This window comes from Anaerolinea thermophila UNI-1, from assembly GCF_000199675.1.
In the GTDB taxonomy this organism is placed as follows: Bacteria; Chloroflexota; Anaerolineae; order Anaerolineales; family Anaerolineaceae; genus Anaerolinea; species Anaerolinea thermophila.
Genome location: NC_014960.1, coordinates 798,070 through 811,615, shown reverse-complemented (window position 1 = coordinate 811,615; position 13,546 = coordinate 798,070). Strand labels below are relative to the sequence as shown.

The 13,546-nt window shown below is 52.9% G+C and carries 9 protein-coding genes; all 9 read right to left on the bottom strand.

Features of this window, described 5'->3' with window-relative positions:
* The 9 genes from ANT_RS16040 to ANT_RS03675 all read right to left on the bottom strand — a co-directional run bounded on the left by ANT_RS16040 (position 1) and on the right by ANT_RS03675 (position 13,473).
* Positions 1–1,212, bottom strand: coding sequence for a peptidoglycan DD-metalloendopeptidase family protein (locus ANT_RS16040; RefSeq protein WP_013559170.1), 1,212 nt, complete (start codon positions 1,210–1,212; stop codon positions 1–3).
* 90 nt (positions 1,213–1,302) lie between these two features.
* On the bottom strand, positions 1,303–2,199 hold the full coding sequence (locus ANT_RS03710; protein WP_013559169.1) for an ABC transporter permease: 897 nt from the start codon (positions 2,197–2,199) through the stop codon (positions 1,303–1,305).
* Positions 2,196–3,233: an ABC transporter permease gene (locus ANT_RS03705; RefSeq protein ID WP_013559168.1), complete on the bottom strand. Its 1,038-nt coding sequence runs from the start codon at positions 3,231–3,233 to the stop codon at positions 2,196–2,198. Before ANT_RS03705 ends, ANT_RS03710 begins: the two co-directional genes overlap by 4 nt.
* On the bottom strand, positions 3,230–4,762 hold the full coding sequence (locus ANT_RS03700) for an ABC transporter ATP-binding protein (RefSeq protein WP_041455273.1): 1,533 nt from the start codon (positions 4,760–4,762) through the stop codon (positions 3,230–3,232). Before ANT_RS03700 ends, ANT_RS03705 begins: the two co-directional genes overlap by 4 nt.
* A gap of 87 nt (positions 4,763–4,849) precedes the next feature.
* Positions 4,850–5,884, bottom strand: coding sequence for a BMP family ABC transporter substrate-binding protein (locus tag ANT_RS03695; protein ID WP_013559166.1), 1,035 nt, complete (start codon positions 5,882–5,884; stop codon positions 4,850–4,852).
* A 364-nt stretch (positions 5,885–6,248) separates the two neighbouring features.
* Positions 6,249–8,528 (bottom strand): Nramp family divalent metal transporter, encoded by a 2,280-nt coding sequence (locus ANT_RS16945; RefSeq protein ID WP_013559165.1) that lies wholly within the window; start codon positions 8,526–8,528, stop codon positions 6,249–6,251.
* A 125-nt stretch (positions 8,529–8,653) separates the two neighbouring features.
* Complete coding sequence (locus tag ANT_RS03685; RefSeq protein WP_013559164.1) at positions 8,654–9,343, bottom strand: VIT1/CCC1 transporter family protein; 690 nt, start codon at positions 9,341–9,343, stop codon at positions 8,654–8,656.
* 37 nt (positions 9,344–9,380) lie between these two features.
* Complete coding sequence (locus ANT_RS03680; RefSeq protein WP_013559163.1) at positions 9,381–11,747, bottom strand: plasma-membrane proton-efflux P-type ATPase; 2,367 nt, start codon at positions 11,745–11,747, stop codon at positions 9,381–9,383.
* Positions 11,748–11,778: 31 nt separating this feature from the next.
* Entirely contained in the window at positions 11,779–13,473 is a 1,695-nt protein-coding gene (locus ANT_RS03675; RefSeq protein WP_013559162.1) for a phosphatidylglycerol lysyltransferase domain-containing protein, read from the bottom strand.
* Positions 13,474–13,546: the final 73 nt, after the last annotated feature.

The following is a 13,546-nucleotide window of genomic DNA, read 5'->3' as shown; positions in this document are numbered from 1 at the left end:
TTACTGCAGGAAACTCCATGGATTGACGCGTACGCCTGACTCGCTCATGATTTCGAAGTGCAAATGTGGCCCGGTGGAGCGTCCGGTACTGCCCATAGCGCCGATGGTATCGCCCTGCGAGACGCTGGCGCCACACCCGGCGTAAATCTGGCTCAGGTGAGCATACAGGGTTTGCCAGCCGTTGCCGTGGTCAATCACAACCACATAACCATAGCCGTTCTCATTCCAACCGGAGTACACCACCACGCCCGAATCGGCGGCATAGATGGGGTTACCAATGCGTCCGGCAATGTCAATACCCCAGTGATTGGTTTCGGGGGAGTAGTCGTATCCGGAGAGCCAGCGTTCGGTGGTGGGCCAGACAAACGAGCCATTGCCGATGTAGCCATCTACCTGTGTACCGCAATAACCCGGACCGAAAATCTTGGCTTTTGCCGGGTCGCGGCGGCTGATGAAAGGCGCAGACCAGGAAATGAAGTCACGCTTCCCGCCGGGCACAAAAACCAGCGTGCCGGGTTCAATGTTGGGTTTGGACAAATCGCCCAGTTTGGCGGCGTCCAGATGATTGCCGGGCCAGTCAATGATGGTTTCGGGAGTCACGCCATAAAATTCGGCAACCTTCAGCAGGCTATCCCCTTCATGCCAGCGATAAAGAACGCCATCCACCGGCAGAATGTTCAACTTCATGCCAATCTGCAAACGGTGGGGGTCATCGGCAAGGGTTTCAAAGTTACCCCATAGGATGGATTGAGGCTTCAAGCCGAACTTTTCGGCAATGCCGAACACAGTATCGCCCTTTTGCACCTCGTAAGTGGTAATTTCAAAACGAGGACGCGAAGGCACATAGGTATCCAACCGTGCCAGACGGGGGATGCCGCTGGACACAGACACTGTGACCGGCTTGAACGCGGGAATTTGCACCGTAGGCGTGGGAGAGGGTAGCGGTGCGGCTAAGACCGACTGTTGCGCAGACTCTACATTCCCCTTTAAATAGAAACGCGCCATCACCCAGATGACCAGCAAAATCAGGGCAATGGATACAATCAATGTCCCGGCACGGAGAGCAATTTCCCCCAAGCCCAGGCGTAAGATATGTTCCCAAATCGTACTCCAGCGCGAGGCTGGACGTTGTTCTTCTGCGGCTAACCTCGCCTCCCCTGCCTCTTCTATCTCAGAAGAGAGGGGAGATGGAAGGTGAGAATCCTCAGTCATTGTTTAATTGTTCCTCTGCCTAGCATGATAACACATGCAGCGATGCGGGTCAAGTTGGCAGAATTAAGAATGGTATAGTCAAACTATCTTCTAAGTAGATTTTAATTTTTTCTTCCTTGCCGCATAGAAATACAGAGCAATCAGCGTGGCAATGTAAGGTACCATTGCAGTAAACTGCGCCGATACCCGATATCCCTGCAAGAGCAAGCCCAGACCATCCGAAAAACCAAACAGCAGGGAAATCAGCGCAATCCCCATTGGATTGCCGTTGACCAGAATAATCGCCGCCAGCGAAATCCACCCCCGCCCGGCGGACATGTTCTCGGCAAACAGGTTGACATATCCCAGCGAGAGAAAAGCCCCGCCCAACCCGCACAACACGCCGCTGGCAAGCAGAGAAAGAGCACGCATACGACTGGACGGCACACCACTGGAGTCCAGTCGGGCAGGGTTATACCCTGCGGCACGCAGGCGCAAGCCAAAGTGGGTATGGAAAATGAGGAAATATGTGAGAAAGGTCGCCAGTACCGCCACCCATACCATCAGGTTTTGACCGGAGAGGATTTCACCCAAAACGGGAATCTGTTCCAGCAGTGGAATGCGCACAGAGGGGATAGGCTGAATGCCTGCGTTGGAAAACACGCCCTTCACACTGAAGATTTTGCGAAGCATGTAAGTGGTTGCCCCCACCGCAAACAGGTTGAGGGCAATGCCGGTAACAAACTCATCCGTCTTCAGCACCACCGCAAACAGGATGAAAATCAACGCCAGGAACAATGCCCCCAATACCGCCAGCAGAACGCCGATGAGCCATGAACCGGTATAGTACGACCCCAGCACGGCAAAGAATGCGCCGGTTAGAAGCATGCCCTCCATGGCAATGTTGAAAACGCCGGCGTAAAACGTATAAGCCCCCCCGAGCGCCGCCAGCAGAATCGGTGTAGCGCCGGAAATCATGCCGTTGATCAAACCCACCAGAATTCTCATGTGCGCGCCTCCCGCGCCCTGCGCCGGGCGCTGATTTGCTCCACCAGCGTGTTCAGGTACTCCCGGCTGGCAACAATGACCAGCACCAGCACCGCCTGCAAGACCTGAGAAATTTCATTGGGGACGCTGGTAATCAGTTCCATGCCGAGCGCACCGGTTTGAATGGCACTGAAGAACAGACCATACAGAAAGGTAGCCAGGATACCGTTGTTGGCAACGATGGCAATCATCACCCCGTCCCAGGCATAGTTAGCCCCCAAGCCCCGGATGAAGCGGTGGGTACCGCCCATCACCACCAGCCCGCCCGCCAGACCAGCCAGGGCGCCGGTCATCAGCATCACCGCCATAAAATTGCGGTTGATATCGCACCCGCCCAGACGGGCAAAGAGGGCATTCTGTCCGGTGATGCGCCACTCATAGCCGGCTTTCCAGCGGTTGAACACAAACCAGGAAACCAGCACCGCCGCCAGCATGAACAAAATCATCGAGTTGAACTCGCCCCATTTGGGAAGCCAGCCATTCTGAGTAATCTGCGGGGTCATGGGCGAAAAAGCGGTGGGGTCTTTGAACGGCTCGGTGATTGCCCAGGCGGTGAAGTAATCGGCAATCATGTTCAGCATCAGGGTGACGATGAACTCGCTCATATCGAAAAAGCGGCGCAACAGCGCGGCGATTCCTGCCCAGAGCATACCGCCCAGCATGGCAAGCAGAGCAAGCACGGGAATCATCAAAGCGGGAGGTAAATCCAGATAAAGCCCGCCTACCGTGGCGAACAGCGCGCCCATCACCAGTTGACCGGGCTGTCCAAGATTGACCACACCGGAAGCAAAGGCAATCGCCGCCGAGAGTCCCGGAAGCACCAGCGGCACAGCATTGCGCAGGGTGGTGGCAAAAGGATAGTAGCCGAACAGAGAAAACTCAAACAGGGCTTGATAGGTTTCCAGCGGGTTGTAGCCTTGCAGGATGAGCAATACCGCACCCAACAGCAAAGCCACCCCTATTCCAATCAGAGCATTGAAAACTTTTTGCTTCATGGGCTTTCGTGCTGTCCTCCCAACATTAAGGCTCCCACTTCCTGAGGGTTGGTTCGTTCAACCGGCAGATTTCCCACAATCTTTCCACGATACAGCACCAGAATGCGGTCAGCCAGCAGGAAGATTTCTTCCAGGTCGGCGGAAATCATCAGCACAGCCCGCCCTTCGGAGCGGATGCGCAGAACCTGGTCATGGATGTACTCCATCGAACCCACATCCAATCCGCGGGTGGGCTGATCCAGCAAGACGAAATCGCTCTGAAGCATGAGTTCCCGCCCGACGATGACCTTTTGCTGATTGCCCCCCGAGAGGGTACGGAAAGGCGCCTGCGGCGATGGAAGAACCACAGAAAAGGCATCAATCAACTGGCGGGTGAACTGGCGGGCATAGCGTGTATTGAGCAATAGACCCTTCCAGCCGGACAACTGCGGGTTAAGCCGGTGGTGAGTCATGATGGCGTTCTCCCACACCGGCGCGGGCAAACTGGCACCCATCTTGCCGCGATCCTGCGGCACGAACGAGATGAATCGGCGTCTTTCCAGAATATCGCTGTGGGTAATGTCCTGTCCATGAATCAGGATGCGCCCGCTGGTGGGCTTTTGAATACCCATGAGGGTATTGACCAGTTCAAACTGGCCGTTGCCCTCCACGCCCGCCACACCGACGATTTCCCCTGCACGTACTTCAAAATTCAGGTCATCCAGGCGGGTGCGACCGTGATCCTCCCGCAGGGTGAGATGTTCCACCTGCAAGACAGGTTCGCCGGGGTGTTGGGGGGTACGCCGGCTGGTGAAAATCACCTCCCTCCCAACCATCATGCGCGCCAGTTCCTGGCGGCTGGTTTCGGTGGCAGGAACGGTCTCCACCTTCTTGCCTCTGCGCATCACGGTGATACGGTCGCTGAGTTCCAGTACCTCTTCCAAGCGATGGGAAATGAAAAGAATGGTGTGCCCACTATCCCGCAGACGGTTCAGTTCAGCGAACAACTGGGGGATTTCCTGCGGGGTAAGCACCGCGGTAGGCTCGTCCAGAATCAGCACCTCGACGTTGCGGTAGAGCAGGGTCAGAATTTCCACCTTCTGGCGTGCGGCAACGGAGATGTCTTCCACCCGGGCATCGGGGTCAAGATTGAACTGGAATTCGTCAATTTTTTGCTGAACCCGTTGCCGGGCGCGGCGGCGGTCAATTTTGCCCAGCCAGTTGACCGGCTCCACCCCCAGCACAATGTTTTCCCAAACGGTGTATTCGGGGATGAGAACGATTTCCTGATGCACCATGCCAATGCCGGCGGCAATGGCTTCGCCCGGTTCACGAAAGTGCACCGCTTTGCCGTTATACACAATTTCGCCGGAGTTGGGATGGGTGATGCCATACAGCACCTTCATCAGGGTGCTTTTGCCGGCGCCATTTTCGCCCACAATGGAGTGAATTTCCCCGCGCCGAAAGTCCACAGTGACATCGTCCAGCGCCAGCACGTTGGGCGGATAGACTTTGACGATATGGCGCATCTCAATCAGGTTAGAGTCCATGACTTTCGCCCTTGAGAAAAAATTCAGGAAGATGGGTGAAGCGCAGGCTTCACCCATCCACCCGTTGCAAGAAAACCCGCTGGCAACTTACTGCCAGACGTCCTGATTGTTGTACATTTCAATCTTCAGGGTGCCGTCCACAATTTGCTGGCGAATCGCCAGGACTTTATCCACAATGCTCTGAGGCAGTACCTGCACCTTGGCTTCGAGGGCAATGTCCACACCGCCCTGGGCAATACCGTATTTCAGCACCTGGCCGGGTTTGTATGTGCCTTCATGAATGGTCTTGTACACATCCTCAATGGATTTGCCCACGTTCTTAATGTCGCTGGCAATGACGTAACCAGGTTCGAGGTCGTTCTGGTTGGTATCCACACCGATGGCGTACAACTGGCGTTCGCGAGCGGCTTGCAGTACCCCAATCCCTGCCGCCGCCGCCACCTGGAAGACCACATCGGCTTTCTGGTCGTACAGTTGCAAGGCGGCTTGCTTGCCGCGCGCCGAATCATCCCAGGCACCGCCCAGGGATTTCTTGAGCACCTGAATTTCCGGATCCACGGATTTGGCGCCGTTTTCGTACGCAAATACGAAGGCGCTCACCACCGGATCCACATCGCCGCCAACCACACCCACAACCTTATCCGGGTTAACGTTGGGAATGCTGGTATCGAGGGTGGTCAGTCCAGCCACTACCCCCGCCAGATAGGCGCTTTCTTCCTCAATGAAATCCACCGAGGTAATGGTTTTCTTGCTGTTTTCCACCACCGTGTCAATGTTGACGAAGATTTTATTGGGATACTGGTCGGCAAATTCCTTTAACTGATCCTCAAAGCCGTAGGAAATGACGAAGATGACATCGGCATAATCCACTGCCGCACGCAGAGAGGGTTCGTACTTGCCGGCATCGAAGTTGCATTCAATGGTGCGGGTTTCCACACCGTACTGTTTGGCAATGTTGTCGATGCCAGCCTTGCCGGAGTCGTAGAACGCATTATCTCCCAGCGCGCCGTTGATCAGATAAACCACCCGCTTGGGCTGTTCCTGCGTTTTGGCGGCTGGCGTACAAGCCGCCAGACTGAACACAAACAGGGCAATCAGAAGGACTAGAAGCGACTTTTTCATGAAGAATTCTCCTCTTGATCTGGGGATAGGGAGGGATGGATATCTTCGTTGATGAAAAAATTATACTCCGGTCAAGAGGGGTTTTGTTGAGAAACTTTCATCGGGAATGGCTAAAATACGTGTTATTTAAAACCTGAGCAGGATATGCTGGATAACGTTGTCTGTATAACTGGCGAGAATTTAAGCAATACACAAATAAGCGAAACTGCTGGGCTCCTGATACTGCTCATCCCGCTTTATTGACGTTCTGCTTGTTAACTTTGTGCAAGTATCCCAAATGAGATACGGAATGGCACACTTTCTTACATTAATCCATTAATCCGCCTCAGAACCATGCCATTGACTTTTCGGGAAGGAACATCCTCTATCCTGAAGAGAATGTCTGCACCAGAAGTAAAATGTTTAACGTTAAGATCATCCCTGTAGTGAGCCACGCCAAAAAAGTAGTGGCGGGACGGTTAGTAAATTCCCCCATAATTTCACGATTACTGGTAAAGAGCACCAGGGGAATCATGGCAAACGGCAACTGAAAGGACAAACTGACCTGCGAAAGTATCAAAATCGTTAGTGGATTCAATCCCAGCCCAATGATAATGAGAGAAGGTATCATCGTAATGGCGCGACGCAACCAGACATTCATACGGTGATTGATAAACCCTTCCATAATCACCTGACCCGCCATGGTGGCTGTAGTGGATGAAGAAAGCCCGGAAGCCAGTAGCGCAATCGCAAACGCCGTCCCCGCCAGAGGCCCCAGCAAGGGCACCAGGGTTTGATGCGCTGATTCCAGCGAATATTCATGCAGTCGCCCCCCAGAAAAGGCCGCCGCTGACATGGTTAAGATCGCCGAATTTACCAGAAAAGCGCCATTAAGCGCCACAATGGAGTCCACGATCGCCAGACGATACACCGATTGTTTGCGTCTCAGCGAGTCGCTGACACGCACGCGCGTCTGAATCAGAGCGCTGTGGAGGTAAAGATTGTGTGGCATGACCGTTGCCCCAATTATTCCCACCGCTACCAGCATAGCGCCATCTGGAAGGGTGGGAATCAATAATCCATGAGCAATTTGCGACCAATCCGGCTTGGAAAGCCAGATTTCCGCCATGTACATGAAGCCAATTACAGCAATTAAGCCGATAATCACCATTTCCAGTTTGCGGAAGCCGTAATGCTCCAGTAACAAAATGAGCGAGATAATGACTCCCGTCAACAAGGCCGCTGGAAACAGGGGAATACCGAAAAGCAAATAAAAGCCAACGGCTCCACCCAAAAATTCAGCCAAATCGGTAGCAATGGCTGCCAGTTCTGCGGTCACCCAAAGCGTGACGCTCAGCCACTTGGGATAATGATCCCTACACACCTCAGGTAAGGATTTCCCCGTAGCAATCCCCAGTTTGGCGGATAAAGTTTGCATCAAAATTGCCATCAGATTGGCTAGCAATATCACCCATAAGAGACAGTAGCCAAATCGCGCTCCCCCCTCAATATCCGTTCCCCAGTTTCCAGGGTCCATGTAGCCAACACTGATGAGAAAAGCCGGGCCCAAAAATAAGAGCGCGCGCTTGAGCACGGCACCGCTACCGTAACGCACCATGATCTCTTTGAGCCGTTCAATCTCTTCCTGCAACCAGGGCTTTTGGGGTAAAGTAATTTCGCGGATTGTGAGCGCATCCAGTTGAATTTGATTGGCTTGCACCCGACTCAGAGGAATGGTGTTCCCATTGACCCGGTAATACACCGGGTCTCCCAGCGGATCAGCGCGAATCGCGGCAACTTCAGCCCCTGCTCTCAACCCTGCCTGCGTCAGGGCTGGATCCAACGCCTGCGTGTTCCTTATGGAAAGAATCCGACCAGACTGCCCAATTTCAATTTCCGAAAGCGACACCTGTTCGGGTGGTTGTGGAACTACAAAGACACCCTCTGCCGCTACAGGCGAAAGGGCAATTCGTCTTCTACCACTCCAGAGTAAAATGCGGTTGGGTTCCCTCACGTCAATTTCAACCTGTGCACCGGGTGTCAACCCTAAAAGAGCCAGTTGTGAAAAAAGCGCAGGAGGTTCATCTTCCACATGAGTGACCTGAGCCATCTGTTTTTCTGGCCAACGGCTGAGAGGTACACCACTTTCGCCATGGACCAAAAGTCCCTCGCGGGTTGGAATGGGATCGCCATGGGGGTCAAACTGAGGATGGCCCAATTCTGCCGCCAGGCGATCGGCTTCCTCGGGGGAGGTCAGGTGCTCCCGGCGCATGGCTTCTTCGTGCAGTGCGTGAAGAGCCACTCCTTCTTTGTCTGCCAGATAGCGCTCCCACAGACGATGAGCACGAATTAACTCAATAGCGCGCCGTTCCCCTGCCGGTAAGAGGATAAGGTTTTCCCCTTGCAGGAGAACCCATTTACGGCGCGTCATTTCTTCCACGATGATCGGGAAGCGCGCCGGTTGTATATCTGCGCCGCGGATGAGTTCGCTCCGGCTAACAGGCGCTTTCTGACGCGAGAGGTGATACAGCACTTTCAGGGTATCTTCAGCAATCTCGTCCAAACCCAGAACCACCTGCCTGCTCCGCCGCCAGAGCAGGAAGATGAGAATGGCTTGAACCATGACAATCAGTATCAGAACCCCAATTACCCAATACAAATTCATGAACAACCCTTATCGCATCAGATACCCTTACTCGATACAGGATATAACCATACTACTGCAGCAGATAAAAATCAAGACTCAAAATGTCTGGTTTTGTTGCCCGGAAACCTTAAAATCGCCAGCACTCAGGCTGAGATACCAAAAAGTTTGCCAATCCCTGCAGTGATCGCCATGGCAATGGCTCCCCAGAAAGTGACACGCAAAACCGATTTTCCAACCGGTGCCCCACCCAGAGAGGCTGAAAGGGCACCAAGCGAAGCCAGAACAATCAACGAAACCAGGGGGATCACCAGGGGAGCAATGGAAACCGGCGCCATCACTGCAGAAAGCACCGGAAGAATTCCCCCAGCCGAAAAAGCCAGTGCCGAGGTCAATGCCGCCTGTACCGGGCGCGCCACAGTCACTTCCGACATCCCTAACTCATCGCGGGCATGCGCTTCAAAGGCATTCCGCTCACTCAACTGCATGGCTACCTGGCGTGCCAGCACCTCATCCAAGCCACGCTGTACGTATATTTGCGTCAGTTCTTCCAGTTCTGCCGCCGGGTCTGCCGCCAGTTCTGCCCGCTCGCGTGCAAGATCGGCTTTTTCCGTATCGGACTGGGAACTGACCGAGACATACTCTCCAGCCGCCATGGACATTGCCCCTGCCACCAACCCCGCCACCCCGGCGATTAAAATCCCGGAGTGCCCGGTTCCAGCCGCAGCCACGCCCATGAGAAGGCTGGCAATGGAGACAATCCCATCGTTCGCTCCCAGGACTGCAGCGCGAATCCAGCCAATCCGATCGGTGTAATGGTATTCTCTATGAGGCATATTCAAATCCTTTCTTCGTTCCAGGAGGTTCAAAGCATCAAAACCGAGCCAATCTGAAGACCCTCATCTTCAATCGATCTATCAGAAGCAAATACAGCCCCACAACAGCCAGCGTCATCCCAATGAGAGAAAACGGAATCGCGGGTATTAAAATCCCCTGAGAAGCCAGGAGGCTTACCAGAAGGACATCCACCAGCGTTCCCAGAAGCATCCAGCGGCTGGGAACAGAGTTCCAGACATGATGCCTCTCTCGAACCAGATAGACATTCGCCTGCCCCGTAAACACCAGCATGACAAACATCAAGGACTGAACCTGTTCCAGGGGAAGGTGCAGAAGGCTCTTTGCCGTGTAGAAAAAACCAAACGAGAGAAGCAGTACCGGCAACGCAAGGAGTAATGCGACTTTCATGAGGGAGAAAACATTCCAGCGGTCGGGTTTTGAAGATGCCGTAACCCGGTCGGTGGCTATGGACATGGTCATAAAATCATTGGCAAACAACAGTAAAACAATCTGCAACGGGGTAATGACAAATTCTCTGGACAGGAGAAAGCCCAGGCTCAAAAATAAGGCGATCTGGAAAGTCTTGATAATTTTATTGAGGGTGTACGTCAGCATCCGCTGATAGATTTCCCGACTTGTCTTCACGGCACTCAAAATGTTCCCGAGTCCAGAGGTCGTCAGCACCAGGCTTGCGGCGGCTTTTGCCACATCCGTGGCACTGGCTACGGCAATTCCTACCTCAGCCTGCTTCAAAGCCGGGGCGTCGTTGACGCCGTCGCCGGTCATCCCCACAATGTGACCCGCCTTTTGCAGTTTTTGTACCAGATGAATTTTGTCCTCCGGGAATACCCCTGCGAAAATATGACAGGAATCATCTACCCTTTCCCCTTGCGACTTAATTGCCTCCACAGAACAAACATTCCCGGAGAGCCCCACCTGCTGAGCCACGGCTTGTGCCGTCTGCGCATCATCCCCTGTGACCATCAATACCCGTATTCCTAAATCGCCGAGAGATTGAATTAACTCCTTCGAGTCTTTTCTGGGGGGATCGTATAAGCCAATCAGCCCGGCTAGACGGAGATGATTGTCGTCATTTCCCACCGCCACTGCTAAAACCCGATAGCCCTTCTGGGCAAATTCATGAACCTCTTCTTCAATCTTCTCACCGACTCCACTCAATTGTGCCAGGGTGAGCGGCGCGCCTTTCATGACTTTCCGGGTCGTGCCATCGGGTTGTTTTATCAATCCCTCAGAACGTTTCTTTTCCGGGTCAAAGGGTGTGAATTGAAGTAACTCTGCGGAAACAGTAATTTTTCTTTGCCGGGCGGCTTCGAGAATCGCCAGATCTAACGGGTCCTGGGTAGCCTCATCCGAAGCCAAAATGGCAAATTGCAAAATCTCCTCTTCCGTAAACGGAGGATAAGGCTTGATGGCCGCAAGGCTAAGACGGTTTTCGGTAAGCGTTCCGGTTTTGTCACTCGCCAGCACATCCATCGCTGCCGCTTCTTCAATTGCAGATAACCGGGATACCAGTACCCCCTTACGGGATAGTTCGGTTGCCCCGAGCGCCGTTGTCAGCGTAAACATGGCAGGCAAAGCCACAGGTACAGAGGCTACCAGAAGAATGAGGATAAAAGGCAAGATGGTGTGCCAGGGAAGTTTAAGAACGACCGAGTAGGCAGCCACAATTCCAGCCAGAGCCACATCTGCCACAACCAGATATTTCACGATGGAGAAGACCACCTCTTCCAGGTGGCTGGCGGTTTTTGCCGTACGTACCAGTTCAGCGGTCTTCCCAAATTTTGTCTGTGTCCCGGTAGCAATGACTTCGCCTGTTGCTTCTCCCCGTTTGACAATCGCCCCGGCATAGGCCTCTTGCCCTTTTCCCCCATCTACAGGCGCAGATTCGCCGGTTAAACTCGATTGGTCCATCTGGATTTGTCCATCGAGTACCTTCACATCCGCCGGGATGAAATCACCCATGCGCAGGTGAATGATATCTCCCGGCACCAGATTCTCGGCTGGTATTACCTGCCATGTACCATCTCGAAGCACCCGCGATTGAACGGTCAATTTCTGACGCAGCAATTCCAAAGCATTTTGAGCATGCCTTTCCTGGAAAAAGCTCAGCATGGCATTGAAGACCAGAAGAGCACTGATGATCATGGCTTCGGTGGTTTTTCCAAGATAAATTTCCAGCAAAATCGTCACTTCCAGCATCCATGGAATAGGTCCCCAAAATTTCTTTATCAGCAGGGAAACGGGATGGGCTTTTTGTTCCCGAACTGCATTGGAACCATATCGTTTCAACCGCTCTGCGGCTTCCGCAGTGGATAAGCCGGTCAGCGCAGGTTTGTTTTGCTCAATACTCAGAGGTTGTTTATCTGGAAGATTCATGTTCATGGCCTTTTCATCCTCCCTGGAGATAAAACGCTCAATTCCATAAAAACTTGACCAGGAAGTTCTCTCCCGAATGGACTTTTAGCAGCGTAGTAAGCACCAGCGGAAGACTACCGACCCCGGGATATACCAGATATCGCGGCTCCCAATGCGGATGAAATTTTTCCTTGAACGCATGCAGCCCTTTGAAGTTGTAAAAGCGGGAAACATACTCCGCAAGGGTATGCAGTGCCTGTTCTACACGTGGATCTTCCGGTTTTTCTCCCACTCCGACAATCGCACTCAATCCCAAACTGAAATGATCATATCCCTGTTGTTTTGCCCATTGAAGCATTCTAACGAATAGAAAATCCATCGTGCCGTTGGGTACATTGGAAAAATGACGCATCAGGTCCAGGGTCAGTTCGTTCTTCTGGTATTCGCTTACCAGATTGGCAAAGGCGATAATCTCGCCGTCCGCGCCGCGCACCACAATCACCGGGCTGTGGCGAATGTAATTCTCTTCAAACCAGCCAACCGAAAAGTGCATTTCTCCCCCATGGCGCGAAGTTAACCACGCATCGCTGATCTGTTGTAACTCGTGGATGAATTTGTCCTCCAGGGGCGGGAGAAGTACTTCGGTGGTATACCCATTTCGCTCCATCCGGCTGATCGTATTGCGCAAACCTTTATTCTGACTGCCTTCTAGAGTAAAACTTTTCAAATCCACAATGGCTTCATAGCCAATACAGGTAGCCTCAAAGCCCAGGGATCGGTAAATCTCCAAATAATCGGGCAGGGTAGAGGCAAAGGCGGGTGTCCAATCATTTCGCGAACAGTAGTCTCGAAATTTTTCGATTGCCATCGCCATTTGATGATCCGGTCCTATGGGATCCCCTAACGCCATGGCGCCACGCCCGCTGGTGGCGTAAGCAATGACGGTATCCTCGCCGCCAAAGAAGTAAGATTTGTCTTCAAACAACGCGGCGCGGGCAAGCGGCGTGCGTCCGTATTGCTGAATGATTTTCTCTGCGCGCATTCGTTCCTCTGCCGTGGCAGGTTGACGCACCAGAACGGGACGAATCAGCATCAGGAGGGCAAAACCCAGGGTGCCAAGGCCGATGACATAAATTGAATCGGCAAAGTAACGTCCAAAACCGGTAATCGGTTGCAGGCCGGGGTCATAGAAGGCAATAAACATCATCAGGGTTTGACGAACCGCTTGGGAAAAATTAAAGGGGGTGCTGAAATGTCGGTCCAGGAGGTAGAACCCAATCGTTCCATACATCAACGTAAACAGGACAGCCCCAACAAGTACCAGAATCCCCTGCCTGATGGATGGGGGATCCGATAAGGCATGAAAACTATGCCGTAACAGGATGAGGACGAGGAGCAATGCCAGAGAAATCCCAGCCTCTTCAAAATCTAGCCCCTTAAGCAGATGGCTGAGCATAGAAACACTCAAAAGAATTGTGGTCAAGATCCAGGCAACCCGCTTCCGCCGAAACAATCCGTTCGCCAGAAGCAAAAGAGCAAAACCGGCAAACGCAGAGGTTAACCGACTTCCAAATCGAACTTCCAGCGGGATGGCGGCTTCTCTCAGAATGGTCAATCGCTCCAGTAATGCCGGTTGAACGGCTGAAATCAGATTGACCATCCCCACTACAAAGGTAAAAACAGCCGAAAACCTTACCCCCCATATTTCCAGATCTGAGGATCTCTTCAAGTTTGTTGAAATATTCTCCGTCATTGTTTCACCCTCGATTACTTTCAGATGAATGACAGCATTTATGTCATCCCCATCCTATAGACTGCGGAAGGTT

Bases quoted from the DNA above. Each gene is read 5' to 3' on its own strand.
- ANT_RS16040 (WP_013559170.1), bottom strand. From the start codon at position 1,212: ATGACTGAGGATTCTCACCTTCCATCTCCCCTCTCTTCTGAGATAGAA.
- ANT_RS03710 (WP_013559169.1), bottom strand. From the start codon at position 2,199: ATGAGAATTCTGGTGGGTTTGATCAACGGCATGATTTCCGGCGCTACA.
- ANT_RS03705 (WP_013559168.1), bottom strand. From the start codon at position 3,233: ATGAAGCAAAAAGTTTTCAATGCTCTGATTGGAATAGGGGTGGCTTTG.
- ANT_RS03700 (WP_041455273.1), bottom strand. From the start codon at position 4,762: ATGGACTCTAACCTGATTGAGATGCGCCATATCGTCAAAGTCTATCCG.
- ANT_RS03695 (WP_013559166.1), bottom strand. From the start codon at position 5,884: ATGAAAAAGTCGCTTCTAGTCCTTCTGATTGCCCTGTTTGTGTTCAGT.
- ANT_RS16945 (WP_013559165.1), bottom strand. From the start codon at position 8,528: ATGAATTTGTATTGGGTAATTGGGGTTCTGATACTGATTGTCATGGTT.
- ANT_RS03685 (WP_013559164.1), bottom strand. From the start codon at position 9,343: ATGCCTCATAGAGAATACCATTACACCGATCGGATTGGCTGGATTCGC.
- ANT_RS03680 (WP_013559163.1), bottom strand. From the start codon at position 11,747: ATGAACATGAATCTTCCAGATAAACAACCTCTGAGTATTGAGCAAAAC.
- ANT_RS03675 (WP_013559162.1), bottom strand. From the start codon at position 13,473: ATGACGGAGAATATTTCAACAAACTTGAAGAGATCCTCAGATCTGGAA.